The sequence below is a fragment of the Pseudomonas sp. G2-4 genome (assembly GCF_030064125.1).
In the GTDB taxonomy this organism is placed as follows: domain Bacteria; phylum Pseudomonadota; class Gammaproteobacteria; order Pseudomonadales; family Pseudomonadaceae; genus Aquipseudomonas.
Genome location: NZ_CP125957.1, coordinates 3884064 through 3901532 on the forward strand (window position 1 = coordinate 3884064; position 17469 = coordinate 3901532).

Here is a 17469-nt window from a genome sequence, read left to right on the forward strand (position 1 = left end):
TGCTCAGCCCATGACCCGTACCAGCGCGGCGTCGAGAATCTGCAACGCTTCGTCAATCTGCGCCTCAGTCGTGACCAGCGGCGCCAGGAAGCGCAACACGTTGCGGTAAACCCCGCACTTGATCACCAGCAAACCACCCGCCCGGGCTTCGTCGATCAACCGTTGGTTCAGATCGGCATCCGGCGTGCGGGCGTCGTCCTGCTTGATCAGCTCAATCGCGAGCATGAAACCGCTGCCGCGTACGTCGCCAATCTGCGGGTAACGGGCTTGCAGGTGCAACAGCCCCTGACGCAGGCGCGCCCCCAGGGCTTCGCCACGAGCCAGCAGTTGCTCTTGCTCGTAGGCCTCGATCACCGCCAGCGCCGCCGCGCAGGACAACGCATTGCCGCCGTAGGTGCCGCCCAGGCCACCGGGCAGCGGGGCGTCCATGATCTCGGCCTTGCCGACCACGCCGGACAGCGGCAAGCCGCCGGCGAGACTTTTGGCGACGGTGACCAGATCCGGTTGAATGCCGGCATGCTGGAAGCCGAACCATTTGCCGGTGCGTCCGAAACCAGTCTGGATTTCGTCGAGAATCAACACAATGCCATGCTTTTCGGTCAGTGCGCGCAAGCCCTGCAAGAACTCGGCCGGTGCCGAAAGGAAACCACCATCACCCTGCACCGGCTCGATGATGATCGCCGCGACCCGCTCAGGCGCCACTTGCGTGGCCAACAGTTCATCCAGCGCCGTGAGTGCCATCTCACTGGTGACGCCGCGATATTCATTCGGGTACGGCGTGTGGAACACCTCTGGGGCGAACGGCCCGAAATTCTGTTTATACGGCTGGCTCATCCCCGTCAGCGTGGTGCCGAGCAAGGTGCGCCCATGGAACCCGCCGCGAAAGGCAATCACCGCCGAGCGATTGGTGTGGGCACGGGCGATCTTCACGGCGTTTTCCACCGCTTCGGCGCCGGAGGTGAAGAACGCGGCCTTGTAGTTCTCCTGGCCACCGATCATTTCGCAAAGGCGCTGGGCCAAGTCCAGGTAAGGTTTGTAGGCCACGACCTGGAAGCAGGCATGGGACACCTTTTGCAATTGAGCCTGCACCGCCGCAACGACTTTGGGGTGGTTATGGCCGATGTTCAGCACTCCGATGCCGCCGACGAAGTCCAGGTAACGCTTGCCGTCCACGTCCCACAATTCCGAGCCCTGGGCCCGATCAATCACCAGCGGGTGTGCGGTGACCAGGCCGCGCGGCACAAATCGATCACGCTGACGGAGCAGACTTGGGGTTTCTTCGACTTTACTGTTCATGGCAATTCCCATCGTGAGCCTCGCAACCAGGAAGCGGCTGCGGTGTGTTCACAGATTAAGGGTTCGACGCGATTGTCTAAGCCGAACTTGGCCGCTGATAAATCCGGATCGACTGTTTACACCCCGCCAAACAGCAGAATCCTCCAGAGGCACTACGCCCCATGGAATCTGCCGGGAGGGGCGCTTTTCAACGCAGCGGGATGCTTCTAGGCGGCCCCTTTCAACAGATCCTGCTCTGCCATTGAGGCATGCTAGAGACTCCTTAACCTCAGGCGAGAAGTGATCCATGGCCCTGCTTTATAAAGCTGACCCGGTACGCGGCGAACACTGGCGGCAGCTGTTCGCCGAACACGCGCCGGATATCGAATGGCGTGCCTGGCCGGACATTGGCGACCCGCGGGACATCCAGTACCTCGCGGCCTGGCAGGCACCGGACGACATCGAGACAGTATTGCCAAACCTGCAAGTCCTGTTCGCGTTGTCAGCCGGAGTGGACCAGCTCGACCTAAGCCGCTTGCCGATGATGCTGCCGGTGGTGCGCTTGCTTGACCCGGGCATCACCCAGGGCATGTGCGAGTACGCCAGTTTCGCCGTGCTCAGCCTGCATCGGGACATGGTGCGCTATCGCCAGCAACAGGCCGAACGCTGCTGGCAGGCGCACCGGCTGGTGCCCGCACAGCAGCGCCGGGTGGGCGTCATGGGCCTGGGTTTGCAAGCGCGGCAGATACTCGCCACCTTGCAGACATTCGGCTTTGCCTTGTCGGGCTGGGCCCGCAGCGAGCATTGCATTGAAGGCGTGGACTGTTTCGCCGGCACCGAGCAACTACCGGCCTTCCTCGGCCAGTGCGACATTGTCGTGTGCGTGCTACCGCTGACCGAGCAGACCCAAGGGATTCTCAACCGTCAATTGTTCCAGCACCTGCCCAAGGGCGCCGCCCTGGTCAACATGGGCCGGGGTGGGCATCTGGTCGAGGCAGATCTGTTGGAAGCGCTTGCCGATGGGCAACTCAGCGCGGCGGTGCTCGACGTACTGGCGCAAGAACCGGCGGTGCCGGATCATCCGTTCTGGAACCATCCGCAGATCCTGCTGACGCCGCACATCGCGGCGATGACCCAACCGGAGAGCGCCTTTGCCGTGCTGCTGGAGAATATCCGTCGGCATCAAAGGGGCGAATCGATGCGGGGCCTGGTGGACCGTGAGCGGAACTATTGATCACTCGAATAACATGTCCCCCATCAGTCCTCATAACGTTGTGTCCTGCTGCTGTTTTTTTATAAAACAGCAGCTATGACGCCCACCAAGTGATAGCATTTGGCCTTTAATTCATCTGAAGGACCAGCATGCATGAAGCAGAACGTAAGGACACAACGACTGGATAAGCTTCATAAGCTCGTAACGGCCTACACCGCCGAAGCTCATGAAGAAAAACTGCTACCCAACGATCACCCCGCGCTCGCCTGGTTCACCCAATTTAAATACCTGGACCCTGTCAGTTGGGCGCTCAATCCCAATAAAATCCCCTACGTTGCAACCACTGCGCTGGTTGACAGTTACTCCTGCCTGCCGCGAAGACCAGACATGGCCTTTACCTATCTGTGGACGGCGACCAACAGTTGTTACAACGATCTCTACATGAAGTTATCGGTTACTGCGGAAAGCTTGGGAGACTCGAAAGCCATTGAAAAATCCTTGGTTGAAATCAACAAGTTCATGCAATCGCAAATTGCGCTGCCCGCCGAGACTCCGTTGGCTCCCGATTTCAGCACGCCTCAAGCCATAACACTGGATTTCGTAAACCGCCTGCCTGACAAGACTTTACACTTCGTCGCGTCTTACATTCTGAAAGGCATGGCCATCGAGAAACATAATGAGCGTGCCACGCAAAAAACAGACGAAATAAGAAAAATTCATATCTCCTCATCCTACAAGTCATTTAAAAATAAATTTCCAGCGATGTTCAATCATTTTTACTGGACCTATGGCGAGGCCTACTCCAGCCTATGCACCATTACCGAAATGCCGGACAAAACGGACGTAAGCTTCGGAATCACCGACAATGAAAAATCTCGGAAAATCACGCATGCGCTCGGGAAAGAGATCAAAAAAATACTCATCACGATACCCATGATTGAGCAGTTCGATGATCTCGGCAAGGTCACCATAAAAGTACCCGCCCTTACCTCAGACGCCCAGAGAGTAGAGTGCCTGGTGTTTTGTTTTCTCTACGCCGCTAGAAACAACAGCGCACACGGAAACGTAGCATCGCGGGTGAACAGCATTTTTTCGGACAGCAAAAGCATCGTCGCCGCAACGTGGATGTTTTTATTCGGTTATTTCTACCTCTCCCTGATTCTCCTGTGCCTGGGCTCCATTGGACCGGACGACCTGTCCATTCACTCAACCAATGCAGCCCTGATAGATTAAAGATGACAACACTCGTGCTGAAAGCGTTGAGCGGAGAGCATTTTGAATTCGACTACCTCGTCGACCAATATGATTTCATGCGAAATGAATTGAATTTTTGGAAACCAAAAATAAAAAATCTCCAACAAAAAGGAAAATCGAGTCCCCATCAGGCCTTGGAAAATTTAGAGGCCTGCGTAGCGATATTCGAATATCACCTCGCTCAGGAAGAGAATTACCTGCTTGACGAGGAGCCGCCAGAAGAAGAACTTTCTGACGTCTGGATTTTCAGCAACTCACCCGCCACAATCAAATGGCTGGAGATTTATTCGAACGCCCCTGCTATTGCCGCCGGTTTCTACGATGCAATTTTCCTGGGAAGAAGTGACAAGCAAGGCTCATTTAACGACTTCAGCGGATACTTGGCCGCGTATGAGTTCAAACTTCCCCTGCAAAATTCTTTCGCACAGCGCTCCATCTCAGAAGCGGCGGTGATACGTGGAATTCACTCGAATTTCTTCAAGGTCAAATACAGGCTCGTAAAAAAAGCAAGAAAGGAGATGAACCAATTTGCCCAGTGGCAAAAGCAGGAAGAGAACGCCTGGGCAACCCGCCTTGAAACGCTAGAGTCCACGTATAAGGAAAAGCTTCGGCTGGAGGGCCCCGCGACCTATTGGGCAAAAAAAGCCATGGAACACCAGACACGTGGTTATATCTGGACAGGCGTACTCAGCGTTACCTTGTTTTTCTCCGTCATCGGCCTGTGGACGTCCTTCAATCTATGGCTGAGTGGTGACCGCACACCGATCGCCCTCAATCATATCGAGGGCGCGCTCATTTTCGTCACCCTTATCTCAACCTTGGCCTTTACCGTCAAAACACTCTCCAAGTTGGTTTTCAGCGCTTTCCACCTTCAACGGGATGCAGAAGAGCGAGAGCAGCTTACCCACTTGTACCTGACGCTGAGCAAAGACACGCAAGTGGACGACGAATCGAGAAAAATCATCCTTCAATCGCTGTTCAGCCGCTCGGAGACCGGTCTTATCTCCAACGAGTCCGGGCCGACCATGCCAGGGCTGACTGACCTGCTGTCTGCTTTCAAAAAGGGCTGACAGACCACCAATGAGTCATTCGGACAGCGCCTGGGTCTTTGCTGATCGCGCTTTCGCTTCCGCCCAAGCCTGAAATCCGGCCCGGTATTTACTGCTGGGCTGGCCGCTGATTTGAGCAAGAAATGTGGTCGGTAGAGCCGTTGCTGACGGAACATACCGAATCGATTTGCCGCTCTTGTCAGGCCTCGTTGCAGGTGAGATACACACACTTTCCACGGATAAAAGCCGTCCGATCAAGTGCCTCTTCAAGGGTGATCTACCATGTCCCTTTCGCAACGCCCCACTTACCTCTATCGTTCCATGACCGCCGCCGATGTCCCTGCGGCACACGCCTTGTCCGTGCAGTTGAAATGGCCCCACCGCTTGGAGGACTGGGCGATGCTGCAGCGCGTCGCCCAAGGTTTCGTGGTGGAAGATCAAGGTCGCCTGATCGGTACTGCCTTCACCTGCCCCCAGGGTAGCCACGCCACCATCGGCCTGGTGATTGTCGATGATGAGTACCAGGGCCAGGGGATCGGTCGCAAGCTGATGGAACTGGCCATCGAGGCCTGCGGATCGCGGACCGCCATCCTCAATGCGACGTTGGCCGGCGCCCCGTTGTATGCCAGCCAGGGGTTCGTTGACTTCGGGCATGTCCAGCAGCATCAGGGCCAAGCGCGGGGGCCTGCCCTCCAGGAGTTGGCCGCCGGCGAACGTTGCCGCACGTTGACCACAGCCGATCACGCCGAGCTGATCCGGCTGGCCAATGCCGGCAGTGGGCTGGACCGAACAGCCATTCTCAATGACTTGTTCGATGTCGTTGAACATGCCGTGGGCCTGGAGCAAGGCGGTCACTTGTGCGCCTTCGCCCTGCTGCGCCCCTTTGGCCGTGGTCGCTGCATTGGCCCGGTCATTGCCCAAAACCCTGAGCAGGCCAAGCACCTGATCGCGCTGCTGCTGGCCCAGGTGCCGGATGCCTTCGTGCGCATCGACATTCCCTCGAACAGCGGCCTGGCCCCCTGGTTGGAAGAAGCCGGGCTCAAGCACGTCGACACCGTCGCCCAGATGGCCCGTGGCACCCCCCCGGAGGCCACCGGCGCGGTGCGGCAGTTCGTGCTGGTGACCCAAGCCATTGGCTGAAAAAACCGTCCTCATCAACGTTGCTCTGGAGAATCATTTTCATGCTCGAACCGACCGCAGTGCTGTTGGCACACGCCGATGGCCGTCTCGCTTCAACCCCGTTCACGCCAGGTTCGCTGGGCGCCAACGATCCGTTTGACCGACTCATCGCCTATGCCGGGGCGGATGGCATGGCTGCCGGTGTGGTCCGGGCGAGTGGCCGGTTCAGCGTCGATGACTACCCCTTCAATGAAACCATCGTGGTGCATGCCGGCGCGGTCACCCTCAGGAGTCAGGCGCAAACGCTGCAGCTCAAGCCAGGTGAGAGCGCGGTGATCGGCCTGGGGACGGCCCTTGAAGTGGAGGCGCAAGCTGAGTCCCTCTGGGCATTCTGCGCTGATGTCCCGGTGGTTGACGCGCGTCATCCCGGGCTCACGGCGCTCCCCGCCCACACCCATCTCTCGCCCTCCGCGGCACCGGATGATGAGATCCTGATCAGCCCGCCGCCCCAATGTCGTTCGCACAATCTGTTTGTCGAAGAAGCGACCAACCTGCGTATCGGCGTCTGGGACTCGACGCCATACACCCGCCGCTCACGGCCGCATAAACTGCATGAACTGATGCACGTGCTCGAAGGCAGCATCACCTTGCAGACAGCCGATGGCAGCGACCTGACGGTCAACACTGGCGATACCGTGTTCGTGCCCCTGAATGCGCCGTGTGCCTGGCAGAGCAGCGTCTATGTGCGCAAGGTCTACGTCGTCAAATAGCCTGGGCTAATGATGGTCCTGTGGCGAGGGAGCTTGCTCCCGCTGGGTCGCGCAGCGGCCCCCAAAAAAGCGGTGAGCGCTTCGCACTCAAGCGGGAGCAAGCTCCCTCGCCACCGGGTTTGTCGATTGCCTCAAGTGAACAGCATTTCGCCGCCATCGCGGGCAGGCTCGCTCCCACAGGGAATCTGTGGTGAATATCAACTTTTCTATAGCCCAAAAAAAGCCCGCAGTGTGCGCGGGCAAAGGGTGTCGCAGGTCTTTCAAAGCGCGGCGGCGATGGCCTTGCCGACATCCTGGGTCGAGCCCTGCCCCCCCAGGTCGGGTGTGATGGGTCCGTTGGCGATAACCTGTTCGATGGCCTGGAGAATCCCGTCATGGGCCGCGCGATAGCGTTCATCGCCGTTGCCCAGGAAGTCGAGCATCAAGGCGCCGGACCAGATCATCGCAATCGGGTTGGCGATGTTCCGCCCGTAGATATCCGGCGCCGAGCCGTGCACCGGCTCGAACAGCGACGGGAAACGCCGTTGCGGATCAAGGTTGGCCGACGGGGCGATGCCGATGGTGCCGGCGCAGGCCGGGCCCAGGTCGGAAAGGATGTCGCCAAACAGATTGGACGCCACCACCACATCAAAACGGTCCGGCTGCAAAACGAAACGGGCGCAGAGGATGTCGATGTGTTGCTTGTCCCACGTCACGTCCGGGTATTGCTCGGCCATCAATGCCGTGCGCTCGTCCCAGTACGGCATGCTGATGGAGATGCCGTTGGACTTGGTCGCCGCCGTCAGGCGTTTGCGCGGTCGGGTCTGGGCCAGGTCGAAGGCGAACTTGAGGATCCGGTCGACGCCTCGACGGGTAAACACCGACTCCTGGAGCACGAACTCATGCTCCGTGCCTTCGAACATCTTGCCACCCACCGAGGAGTATTCGCCCTCGGTGTTTTCGCGGATCACTACGAAGTCGATGTCCCCCGCTTCGCGCCCGGCCAGGGGGCACGGCACGCCCGGAAACAGCCGCACCGGACGAATGTTCACGTACTGGTCGAAGTCGCGGCGGAACTTGAGCAACGAGCCCCACAGGGAAATGTGATCCGGGACCTTGTCCGGCCAACCCACGGCGCCGAAGTAGATCGCGTCGAAGCCCTTGAGCTGCTCGAACCAGTCGCTGGGCATCATCTGCCCGTGCTCCAGGTAGTAATCACAGTGGGCCCAATCGAGCACTTCGATGCTCAAATCCAGTTGCCACTTTTTCGCGGCCTGCTCCAAAACCCGTAGCCCTTCAGGCAAGACTTCCTTGCCGATGCCGTCGCCGGCAATGGCGGCGATTCGAAATGGTTTGCTCATCAATCGTGGCTCCCTAGTGTCTGCTCAAACGATGGCCGCATCACAGCCCACCGATGTGGAAGGCTTTGACTTCAAGGTACTCATCCAGGCCGTATTTGCTGCCTTCGCGGCCCAGACCCGACTGCTTGATGCCACCGAAGGGCGCGACTTCCATGGAGATGAGCCCCGTGTTGAGCCCCACCATGCCGAACTCCAACGCCTCGCCAAACCGCCATGAACGCCGCAGATCCTGGGTGAAGTAATAAGCCCCCAGGCCATACGGCGTGGCGTTGGCCAGGGCCAAGGCCTCCTCTTCGGTCGTAAAGCGCATCAGCGGGGCGACGGGGCCGAAGGTTTCTTCGTTAGCCAGCAACATCCCGGCGTGGGCTTCGCCCAGTACCGTTGGCTGGACGAACTGGCTGTCGCCTTCAGGAACTCCACCACAGAGCAGACGCGCGCCCTGGCTCAACGCATCGTCGATGTGCCGGGCAACTTTGTTCACAGCAGCCTGGTTGATCAGCGGGCCGATCATCACGTCAGCCTCCAGGCCGTTGCCGACCTTAAGCTTGCCCACCTCCTCCACCAGGCGCTCGGCGAAGCGCTCGTAGATGCCGTCCTGCACCAGGATGCGGTTGGCGCAGACGCAAGTCTGGCCGGCGTTGCGAAACTTGCTGAGCATGATGCCCGTGACGGCCTGCTCCAGGTCCGCGTCGTCGAACACAATGAACGGCGCGTTGCCCCCCAGTTCCAGGCTCAAGCGCTTGATGTGTTCGGCGCTCTGGCGCATCAGCAGCCGCCCGACCGCCGTCGAACCGGTAAAGGAAATCTTGCGCACCGTCGGGTTGCCGGTCAGCTCTTCGCCGATGCCGGCGGGCAAGCCGGTCACCACGTTGAACACTCCAGCGGGAATCCCGACTCGCTCGGCCAGCACGGCCAGCGCCAAGGCCGACAAAGGCGTCAGGTCCGAAGGTTTGACGATCACCGGGCAACCCGCTGCCAAGGCCGGTGCGCACTTTCGGGTGATCATCGCATTGGGGAAGTTCCACGGCGTGATCGCGGCGCAGACGCCCACCGGCTGCTTGAGCGTGAGCAGGCGTCGGTCGCCGCTCGGGGCCGGAATGGTTTCGCCATAGACCCGGCGGGCTTCTTCGGCAAACCATTTGGCAAAGCCCGCCCCATAGCGAATTTCGCCTTTGGCTTCATTCAGCGGCTTGCCCTGTTCACGGGTCATGATCAGCGCCAGGTCGTCGAGGTTGTCGATCATGGCGTGATACCAACGCTCCAGCAGCGCCGCCCGCTCCGCCGCTGGGCGCGCACGCCAGGCCGGCCAGGCGCGCTCGGCGGCCTCGATCGCGCGGCGGGTTTCCACGCCTTGCATGGCCGGCACCCGGGCGAGTACCTGGCCGGTGGCGGGGTCGATGACGTCAAGGGTGGCCGCGTTTTCGGCGCCGATCCACTGACCGTCGACGTAAGCGAGTTCTGCCAACAGGCTGGAGTCTTTCAATTGATTCTTGAGCATGGTCGCGTCCTGTTCCGAGGTATTTCCAGTCTAAGGAGATGCCACGGGGCAGGATGCTGAAAGTGCGGTTTGGGCAGTGTTGGATGCTGAAGTTTTGTGCTGGGACGGCAGGCTCTACCGAGAAGGATTCAGGCTAAACACAGCACCCTGTGGGAGCGAGCTTGCTCGCGATGGCGTCGGCCCATTCAACATGGATGCAAGCTGATCCACCGCTATCGCGAGCAAGCTCGCTCCCACAGGGGACCTGTGTTGGCGGGACATTTGGCTACCGTTTCAACGACCCCAACAGCCCTTCCAAAAACCGCTCCCCCGCGTCCATCTGGCTGATCTCGATGAACTCGTCAGGCTTGTGCGCCTGTTCAATGGAGCCCGGGCCGCAAACGACGACCGGTACATCCAGGCGCTGCTTGAACAAACCGCCCTCGGTGCCGAAAGACACCTTGGTGATGCCGGTGTCCGGGGCGGCGAAGTTTTTCAGAAAGCGCACAGCCTCGACGCTCGGATGGGTATCCAGGCCGGGATAGACGTTCAGGGTTTCGATTTCGATGTCCGCCACGCTGGAGAGCTTCTTGGCTTCGCGCACGATCACTTCGGCCCGCTCGCGAAGTTGCTCCAGGAACGGATCCAGGTCATCGGCCGGCAGGTTGCGTACTTCGAAATCCAGGGTGCACAGGTTGGGCACGATGTTCAGCGCCTTGCCGCCGACAATCTGTCCGACATGCACCGTGCTGTAGGGGACGTCGTAGTCGGCATCCTGGGCGCCCTGCTCTTGCAGCTGCTGCTGGCTCTGGCGCAGTGCCGTAATGAAATCGCAGGCCACGTGAATCGCGTTGACCGAGCGCGGCGCCAGCGACGAGTGCGCCTCCAGGCCCCGGCAGTAAGTGCGGTAGGAACCCTTGCCTTTGTGGCCGAGCACAAACTGCATGTTGGTCGGCTCGCCGATCACACACAGAAACGGCCGCACCGGCGCCAGGTGCAGCACGTCGAGCAAACGGCGAACCCCCACGCAACCGATCTCTTCGTCGTGGGACAGCGCCAGTTGCAGCGGTCGGTTCAAGGTGTGTTCGGCAGCATCGAGCATGGCGTCGATGGCCAGCGCGATGAAGCCTTTCATGTCACAACTGCCGCGCCCGTAGACCCGCCCGTCCCGCAGCGTTGCCTGGAACGCCGGGACGGTCCAGGCCTGCCCCGCCGCCGGTACCACGTCGGTGTGACCGGACAGCAGGATCCCCGGCAACTCACGCGGCCCGGTGCTGGCGAACAGGTTGGCTTTCTTGCCGCTTTCATCCTTGACGATCAGCGACTCGACACCCTTGCTCAGCAACAGCTCGCGCACGTACTCAATCAGGGCCATGTTCGATTCTGAAGAGACTGTTTCAAAGGCCAGCAGGCGTTCGAAAATAGCTAAAACCCGGGGTTTCATGAGGCCTTGCTCCGTTGCTCGGCTGAAGGGGTGAACCGGCGGATGGAGAACGGCTCGATCGAGGTACTGGTGCTACCGGTGCTGATGAGTTCGGCCATGACGTCGCCAACGCCGGGGCCGAGCTGGAAGCCGTGACCGCAGAAACCGAAAGCGTAGTACAAGCCGTCGACGTTGCCGCTGGGCCCCATCACCGGCAGGGAATCGGGTAGATACCCTTCGATGCCGCTCCACACGCGAATGATATTGAGATTGCCCACGCCCGGCAGCAGCCGGCGCATCTGGTCCAGTTGGTTGAGGATGCTGCGCGGCTCGACATGGGCCCGGCGGTTAAGCATGTCCGGCTTGCTGCGATAACCGCCGCCGATAATGAGGTTGCCCCGAGGGATCTGGCGGAAATAGATCACCTCTTCCGGGATCTTGGTGTACACCCCGATCACCGTCGGCAAGGCATAGGGCACCGGTTCGGTGACGGCCATCTGCGGGCCATTGGTGTCCAACGGTACCGGCTCACCGAACTGCGCCGAGAGCTTCTGGCCCCAGGCGCCAGCGGTAATCAACAGCTGGGCGGCGCTGAACTGGCGGCCGTCGGTGGTGGTGATGCTGAAGCCATCACCGATCTTCTGCACCTCGGCCACTTCGGTGCGTTCCTCGATCTGCGCGCCGAGCCGCCTGGCGGCCCTGGCAAACGCGGGGGCCGCCAGGCGGGGATTGGCGTGACCATCGTGAGGGGCATAAGAGCCGCCTTTCACCTCTTTGCCGAGAAACGGGAAACGCGCGTGCAGTTCGCTGCCACGATAGATCTGCAAGTCCAGTTGCGCCGCTTCCGGTGCTGCGGCGTAGGCCTCCAGCTCAGGGATTTCGTCTTCGCGATAGCACACGCGCATGTGCCCGCTGGCAATGAATTCCAAGTCGTCATCGATCAGTTCGGGCAGGCGCTTCCACAGCGCCCAGGACCGGTTCGCCAGTTCCAGTTGCCCGAGGTAACGCCCCTGGCGCCGCACGTTGCCGAAGTTCACGCCGCTGGCGTACTGACCGATCTGGTCGCGCTCGAGCAGGATCACCGATTGCCCCCGCTGCCGCAGGAAAAACGCCGCCGCCGAGCCCATCAGGCCGCCGCCGACGATCACGACATCGGCCTTGTGTACCGTCATGGCGCCACCTCTTGCGTGAGTATCGAAAGCGGCTTCACTGGCGCCTGGCCGCGTTGTCGGCCGACTTCCTGGACATTGACACCGGCCGCCGCGGCAATCACTTCGGCCCCGGCCTGGGAGCAATAGCGTCCCTGGCAGCGGCCCATGCCGACTCGGCTGAAGGCCTTGGCGCGGTTGACTTCACAGGCGCCCTTTTCACTGACGGTGCGGCGCAACTCGCCAGCACTGATCATTTCGCAGCGACAGACAATGGCTTCGTCCGGCAGGGCCTTGGCCTGCGCGGCGGGCCAGGGAAAGGCTTGGGCCAGGCCGAGACGAAAGGTATCCATCACCTTGAGCGCCTGGCGCTGCTCGGCAACGTGAGCGGCGTCCACCGGCTGCTGCAAGTCGCGCAACAACGCCATGGCAGCCAGGCGTCCGGCGTGCTCGGCGGCATCGGCGCCACGGATTTTCGCCCCATCACCGGCAGCGTAGACACCGCTGACGGAAGTGCGGCCTTCTTCGTCGAGCTCCAGCAGCCATTGACCCGAGGCCTCGTCAAAGCGCAGGCGACAACCCGCCAGGTCGGCCAATTGGGTTTCCGGCCGCAAGTGATAACCCAGCGCCACCGCGTCACAATCCACGGTCAATGTTTCCCCGTTCGCGGTGCCTACCCGTACGCCACTGACGCCGCTGACCGGGTCACCGAGCACTTGTAGCGGCGAGATCCCCAGGTGCACGGGGATCTTCGCCCGATACAGCTGCGCCAGCAGTTTCAGGCCGGTGAAGAGCAATCCTGGCCGCGCCATGAGCTTGGGCAGGGCCTTGATACGCTTGCCCAAGGGCGAGGTGTCCAGCACCGCCGCCACGTTCGCGCCGGCCTTGTGGTATTGGCTGGCGACCAGATACAGCAACGGGCCGCTGCCCATGAACACCACGCGACGCCCAATGGATACCGCCTGGGCTTTCAAGGCAATCTGCGCACCGCCAAGACTGTAGGTGCCACCCAATTGCCAGCCCTCGATCGGCATCAGCCGGTCGGTGGCGCCGGTGCAGAGGATCAGCGCGTCATAATCCACCGTCGCGTGTCGGCCCTGGCTGACACAACAACACAGCTGGCCCGGCGTGAGGTTCCACACCAGGGTATCCGGACGGTAATCGATCTGCGTGCGCAAGCGGTCGAAGCTTTCGTGCAGGTCCTTGGCCTTGTCAGCCTCGGTGCCGTAAAGCGTGACGTAGGTACGGGTGAACCCCTCGGGTTGACGCCGATAGATTTGCCCGCCATCGCGACGGTTCTCGTCGATCAGGATCGGCTTGAAGCCCGCCGCCACCAAGGTCTGGGCACACCGTATGCCGGCCGGTCCGGCACCGACAATGACTATCCGCGCAGCGGCCATATGGCCTCCGGTTGCTGAGTGATGATGTCCAGCCCTTCACGTACTTCGTTAGAGCAGGCACGCAGGCGTTCGCCGTTGCGGGTCCAGACCCAGCAATCCTGGCAGGCGCCCATCAGGCAGAACCCGGCACGGCTGCCTGGATCGAATTCCGACTGACGCAACGTCGGGCCATTGGTCAGCAAGGCCACCATCAGGGTGTCGCCCTGCAACGCCTCGACGGCAACGCCATCGACCTTCAATCTGACGGTGGGCCGGCCCTGTTCGGCCAACCTCACGAACCGACCGCTCACGCGTACGCTCCCACGATCATGCTGTTTGAATCCTGTTGGCGCTTGCGCAACGCGTCACTGTCGTGATGACAGAGGACTTCACTGCCGCCGTCGATGACTCGCCGAGGCGGCGCGGTGCAGTTACACACGCCATCGATCCGCACCGGGCAACGATTGAGAAAGGTGCACAGGCCCGGCACATCAGCGCGCGCACCTAGCGCCGGCAGCGTGCCGCAGGTCGTGGCACCGCAGCTTTCCAGCCAGCCCTGGCGCAACTCCGGCACCGAATGGATCAACAGGTCGGTGTAGGGATGGAATGGCGGCTGGGCGAACGCTTGCCGTGCGCCCGCCTGGATCTTGTGGCCGCTGTACATCACCACGATGTCGTCGCACAGCGCCCGCACCGTGGAGATGTCGTGGCTGATGAACAGGTAGGAAACCCCCAGTTGCTGGCGCAAATCACGCAGCAGTTCAAGGATCGCCGCGCCGACCACGGTATCGAGGGCCGAGGTCACTTCATCGCACAAAATCAGATCCGGTTTCGCCGCCAGCGCCCGGGCCAGGTTGACCCGCTGTTTTTGCCCGCCGGAGAGTTCGCTCGGGCGGCGCTCGGCCAGCTCCCGTGGCAAACGGACAAGATCCAGCAACTCGCCGATACGCTCACGCAGCGCCGCGCCCTTGAGGCCGAAATACATCTTCAGTGGCCGGCTCAGGATGGTGCTGATGCTGTGCATCGGGTTCAACGCGGTGTCGGCGTTCTGGAACACCATCTGGATGCGCCGGAACTGTTCGTCCGTGCGCTCGGAAAGGCTGCCGCCCAGTGGTTGGCCATCGAACGTCAACCCGCCGAGGGCCGGGGTCAGCAGCCCCGCCACCACCCGCGCCAGGGTCGATTTGCCCGAGCCGGATTCGCCAATCACACCAATGGCCTGGCCCCGGCGTACGGTCAGGTCAATGTCTTCCAGCACCCGGATCGCCGGCATGCCGTGCTGGTTCTTGTTGCCGTAGCCGGCGGTCAAGCCCTGGATGGTCAGCAGCGGCGTGTCTTCGGCCACACCGCTGGGCGGGCGAATGGTGGTGTCCGGCCGCGCCGCCGCCAGCAGGCTGCGGGTGTAGGCGTGAGCCGGGCTTTTGAGCAGCGGCGCGGTGGCACTCTGTTCAAAGATTTGCCCGCCGTTGAGTACCACAATCTGGTCGGCCATCTGCGCCACGACCGCCAAGTCGTGGGACACATACACCGCGGTCGCGCCCCGTTCGCGCACCACACGTTTGAAGGCGCGCAGCACGTCAATCTGGGTAGTCACGTCGAGGGCCGTGGTCGGCTCATCGAGCACCACCAGCAGCGGATCACTGATCAGCGCCATGGCCGCCATCACCCGCTGCAATTGCCCGCCGGAGACTTGATGGGGATAACGCTGGCCGATGCGCTCAGGGTCTGGCAAGGCCAGGTCGCGAAACAGTTCGATGGCCTTGGCTTCGAGCACCGCACGACTGCCCAGGTCATGAATCAACGCACCTTCCACCACTTGGTCGATGAGTTTTTTCGCCGGGTTGAAGGCCGCGGCGGCGCTTTGGGCAATGTACGACACCCGATTGCCGCGCAGGCGTTGCAGCTCGCTTTCATCCAACGCCAGCATGTCATGTTCGCCAATCTGCACCACGCCACCGGCCAGGCGACAACCGCGCCGGGCATAACCCAGCAGCGCCAGGGCGATGGTGGTCTTGCCGGAACCGGACTCGCCGATCAACGCCAACACTTCACCTTTCTCCAGGGAGAAACTCACGCCTTTGACGATTTCCACTTCACTCTGCGCGCCACCGGCGACCACACGCAGGTTCTCGACTCGGATCAATTCGCTCATATCAATGGCCTCCCGAACGTCGGTTACGCCGCGAAGACAGGCGGTCGATAAACAGATTGACGCCGATGGTCAGGGTGCCGATGGCCAGGGCTGGAATCACGATGGCCGGGGCGCCCTGATTCAGGCCGCCGATGTTTTCGCGCACCAGTGAACCCAAGTCGGCATCCGGCGGTTGCACGCCCAGGCCGAGAAAGCTCATGCCGCTGAGCAGCAGCACGATGAAGCCGAAGCGCAAGCCCAGGTCAGCCAGCACCGTGTTGAGCATGTTGGGCAGGATTTCCACGCAAGCCACGTACAGGCGCCGCTCGCCCCGGGTGCGGGCCACTTGCACGTACTCCAGGGCCTCGATGTTCACCGCCATGCTGCGAGCGATACGGAACGCACCCGGTGTGTAGCTCAACACTGCCGTGCACACCAGCAAGGTCACCGACGAACCGAACGCCGAAACCATGATCAGCGCCAGCATCTTGCTCGGGATCGAAATGAAGGCATCCATCAGGCGACTGATCAACTCATCCAGCCACTTCGGTGACACCACCGACAGCAGTGCGCAACCGGTCCCCAACCCGCTGGCCAGGACTGCCGCCACCAACGCCAAGCCGACGGTGAACTGAGCGCCTACCAGGATCCGACTGAGCATGTCGCGGCCCAGGTAATCGGTGCCTAGCGGGTAAGCCGCGCTGAAACTGTCGAAGACATTGTCAGAGACCACTTCCCCCACAGGATGCGGGGCCAGCCAGGGGCCGAAGATCGCCACCAGCAGCCAGATCACGCACATCGCGGCACCGACCAGGCCGAGCCAGGACTTCGCATGGTCGTCTTTGCCCAACGCCAGTGCGGCCGACGCAGGCGGGGATTTCACAATGAGATTGTTCATTGGTTTCTCAGCCTCGGATTGGAGAGGATCGCGCACAGGTCGGCTATCAGCACCAAGGTCAGGTACGCGGTGCAAAACAACATGGTGCAGGCCTGGACCAAGGCCATGTCGCGGTTCGTCACGGCATCGACCATCAGGCTCGCGATGCCGGGATAGTTGAATATCGTCTCGACGATCACCACCCCGCCCAGCAGGTAGGACAGGCTCAGGGCGATGGCATTGGCGATGGGTCCGATGGCGTTGGGCAGTGCATGGCGCAGCACCACCCGCACCGGGCTCACACCCTTCAAACGGGCCATTTCCACATAGGGGCTGTCGAGTTGATCGATCACCGCCGCCCGGGTCATACGAGCCATTTGCGCGATGATCACGCAGCACAGCGTCATGACCGGCAAGGCGTAGGTGCGCATGAACTGCCACGGCGAGGTGATCTCACTGGAATAGGACAACGCCGACAGCCAGCCCAGGTTCACGGCGAAAATCAACACCGCCAGGGTGGCGACCAGAAACTCCGGCACCGCCACCATCGTCAGGGTAAAGAAGCTGATAAAGCCGTCGATGCGACCACCGCGCCCCATCGCCGAACCAATCCCCATGACCAACGCCACCGGCACCGATACCAGCGCCGTGGCGGCCGCCAGCATCAGGGTGTTGGGGACTCGGCCGGCCATCAACTCGCTGACCGGCGTGGCATTGGAGATCGACACGCCCATGTCGCCGCTGAGCAGGTTCATCAGCCAGTGCAGGTAACGCAACACACCCGGCTGATCCAGACCCATTTTCACGCGCAAGGCCGCCACCTGTTCAGGCGTAGCGAATTGCCCAAGGGCCTGTTGGGCCGCGTCTCCCGGCAGGACCGCCGTGATGGCGAACACCACCATCGATACGATCAACAGGGTTACGATCGCCGCGCCAAGGCGCCGGCCGATCAACCACAGTGTGTTGCTATTCATCACGCTACCCTCGTGCCCTATCACGCAGCCAAAACCCAAC

General features: G+C 61.3%; 15 protein-coding genes. 5 read left to right on the forward strand and 10 right to left on the reverse strand.

Annotation, left to right across the window (positions count from 1 at the left end; genetic code table 11):
• Positions 1 to 3: 3 nt before the first annotated feature.
• Positions 4 to 1296, reverse strand: coding sequence for a 4-aminobutyrate--2-oxoglutarate transaminase (gene gabT / locus QNH97_RS16880; RefSeq protein ID WP_283553031.1), 1293 nt, complete (start codon positions 1294 to 1296; stop codon positions 4 to 6).
• Positions 1297 to 1582: 286 nt separating this feature from the next.
• Here gabT and QNH97_RS16885 point away from each other — a divergent pair, with 286 nt between their 5' ends.
• The 5 genes from QNH97_RS16885 (at position 1583) to QNH97_RS16905 (ending at position 6680) form a co-directional block, all read left to right on the forward strand.
• Positions 1583 to 2509, forward strand: a complete 927-nt coding sequence (locus tag QNH97_RS16885; RefSeq protein ID WP_283553032.1) for a 2-hydroxyacid dehydrogenase — start codon at positions 1583 to 1585, stop codon at positions 2507 to 2509.
• A gap of 132 nt (positions 2510 to 2641) precedes the next feature.
• Positions 2642 to 3721, forward strand: a complete 1080-nt coding sequence (locus QNH97_RS16890; protein ID WP_283553033.1) for a hypothetical protein — start codon at positions 2642 to 2644, stop codon at positions 3719 to 3721.
• Positions 3722 to 3723: 2 nt separating this feature from the next.
• Positions 3724 to 4812 (forward strand): DUF6161 domain-containing protein, encoded by a 1089-nt coding sequence (locus QNH97_RS16895; protein WP_283553034.1) that lies wholly within the window; start codon positions 3724 to 3726, stop codon positions 4810 to 4812.
• Positions 4813 to 5073: 261 nt separating this feature from the next.
• On the forward strand, positions 5074 to 5931 hold the full coding sequence (locus QNH97_RS16900; RefSeq protein WP_283553035.1) for a GNAT family N-acetyltransferase: 858 nt from the start codon (positions 5074 to 5076) through the stop codon (positions 5929 to 5931).
• Between the two features lie 41 nt (positions 5932 to 5972).
• Positions 5973 to 6680: a cupin domain-containing protein gene (locus QNH97_RS16905; protein ID WP_283553036.1), complete on the forward strand. Its 708-nt coding sequence runs from the start codon at positions 5973 to 5975 to the stop codon at positions 6678 to 6680.
• 260 nt (positions 6681 to 6940) lie between these two features.
• On the opposite strand, the gene QNH97_RS16910 is transcribed toward QNH97_RS16905, so the two are convergent.
• The 9 genes from QNH97_RS16910 to QNH97_RS16950 all read right to left on the reverse strand — a co-directional run bounded on the left by QNH97_RS16910 (position 6941) and on the right by QNH97_RS16950 (position 17429).
• Positions 6941 to 8020 (reverse strand): tartrate dehydrogenase, encoded by a 1080-nt coding sequence (locus QNH97_RS16910; protein ID WP_283553037.1) that lies wholly within the window; start codon positions 8018 to 8020, stop codon positions 6941 to 6943.
• A 40-nt stretch (positions 8021 to 8060) separates the two neighbouring features.
• Positions 8061 to 9518, reverse strand: a complete 1458-nt coding sequence (locus QNH97_RS16915) for an NAD-dependent succinate-semialdehyde dehydrogenase (RefSeq protein WP_283553038.1) — start codon at positions 9516 to 9518, stop codon at positions 8061 to 8063.
• A 265-nt stretch (positions 9519 to 9783) separates the two neighbouring features.
• Positions 9784 to 10941 (reverse strand): acetylornithine deacetylase, encoded by a 1158-nt coding sequence (gene argE / locus QNH97_RS16920; RefSeq protein WP_283553039.1) that lies wholly within the window; start codon positions 10939 to 10941, stop codon positions 9784 to 9786.
• Entirely contained in the window at positions 10938 to 12092 is a 1155-nt protein-coding gene (locus QNH97_RS16925; protein ID WP_283553040.1) for an NAD(P)/FAD-dependent oxidoreductase, read from the reverse strand. The genes argE and QNH97_RS16925 overlap by 4 nt, the downstream gene beginning before the upstream one ends.
• On the reverse strand, positions 12089 to 13468 hold the full coding sequence (locus QNH97_RS16930) for an FAD/NAD(P)-dependent oxidoreductase (RefSeq protein ID WP_283553041.1): 1380 nt from the start codon (positions 13466 to 13468) through the stop codon (positions 12089 to 12091). The genes QNH97_RS16925 and QNH97_RS16930 overlap by 4 nt, the downstream gene beginning before the upstream one ends.
• Complete coding sequence (locus QNH97_RS16935) at positions 13450 to 13758, reverse strand: (2Fe-2S)-binding protein (protein ID WP_283553042.1); 309 nt, start codon at positions 13756 to 13758, stop codon at positions 13450 to 13452. Before QNH97_RS16935 ends, QNH97_RS16930 begins: the two co-directional genes overlap by 19 nt.
• On the reverse strand, positions 13755 to 15599 hold the full coding sequence (locus QNH97_RS16940) for an ABC transporter ATP-binding protein (protein WP_283553043.1): 1845 nt from the start codon (positions 15597 to 15599) through the stop codon (positions 13755 to 13757). Before QNH97_RS16940 ends, QNH97_RS16935 begins: the two co-directional genes overlap by 4 nt.
• Position 15600: 1 nt before the next feature.
• Complete coding sequence (locus tag QNH97_RS16945) at positions 15601 to 16476, reverse strand: ABC transporter permease (RefSeq protein WP_283553044.1); 876 nt, start codon at positions 16474 to 16476, stop codon at positions 15601 to 15603.
• On the reverse strand, positions 16473 to 17429 hold the full coding sequence (locus QNH97_RS16950; protein ID WP_283553045.1) for an ABC transporter permease: 957 nt from the start codon (positions 17427 to 17429) through the stop codon (positions 16473 to 16475). Before QNH97_RS16950 ends, QNH97_RS16945 begins: the two co-directional genes overlap by 4 nt.
• Positions 17430 to 17469 lie beyond the last annotated feature (40 nt).

Bases quoted from the DNA above. Each gene is read 5' to 3' on its own strand.
- QNH97_RS16945 (WP_283553044.1), bottom strand. From the start codon at position 16,476: ATGAACAATCTCATTGTGAAATCCCCGCCTGCGTCGGCCGCACTGGCG.
- QNH97_RS16925 (WP_283553040.1), bottom strand. From the start codon at position 12,092: ATGACGGTACACAAGGCCGATGTCGTGATCGTCGGCGGCGGCCTGATG.
- gabT (WP_283553031.1), bottom strand. From the start codon at position 1,296: ATGAACAGTAAAGTCGAAGAAACCCCAAGTCTGCTCCGTCAGCGTGAT.
- QNH97_RS16900 (WP_283553035.1), top strand. From the start codon at position 5,074: ATGTCCCTTTCGCAACGCCCCACTTACCTCTATCGTTCCATGACCGCC.
- QNH97_RS16950 (WP_283553045.1), bottom strand. From the start codon at position 17,429: ATGAATAGCAACACACTGTGGTTGATCGGCCGGCGCCTTGGCGCGGCG.
- argE (WP_283553039.1), bottom strand. From the start codon at position 10,941: ATGAAACCCCGGGTTTTAGCTATTTTCGAACGCCTGCTGGCCTTTGAA.
- QNH97_RS16890 (WP_283553033.1), top strand. From the start codon at position 2,642: ATGAAGCAGAACGTAAGGACACAACGACTGGATAAGCTTCATAAGCTC.
- QNH97_RS16905 (WP_283553036.1), top strand. From the start codon at position 5,973: ATGCTCGAACCGACCGCAGTGCTGTTGGCACACGCCGATGGCCGTCTC.
- QNH97_RS16940 (WP_283553043.1), bottom strand. From the start codon at position 15,599: ATGAGCGAATTGATCCGAGTCGAGAACCTGCGTGTGGTCGCCGGTGGC.
- QNH97_RS16910 (WP_283553037.1), bottom strand. From the start codon at position 8,020: ATGAGCAAACCATTTCGAATCGCCGCCATTGCCGGCGACGGCATCGGC.
- QNH97_RS16930 (WP_283553041.1), bottom strand. From the start codon at position 13,468: ATGGCCGCTGCGCGGATAGTCATTGTCGGTGCCGGACCGGCCGGCATA.
- QNH97_RS16895 (WP_283553034.1), top strand. From the start codon at position 3,724: ATGACAACACTCGTGCTGAAAGCGTTGAGCGGAGAGCATTTTGAATTC.
- QNH97_RS16885 (WP_283553032.1), top strand. From the start codon at position 1,583: ATGGCCCTGCTTTATAAAGCTGACCCGGTACGCGGCGAACACTGGCGG.
- QNH97_RS16915 (WP_283553038.1), bottom strand. From the start codon at position 9,518: ATGCTCAAGAATCAATTGAAAGACTCCAGCCTGTTGGCAGAACTCGCT.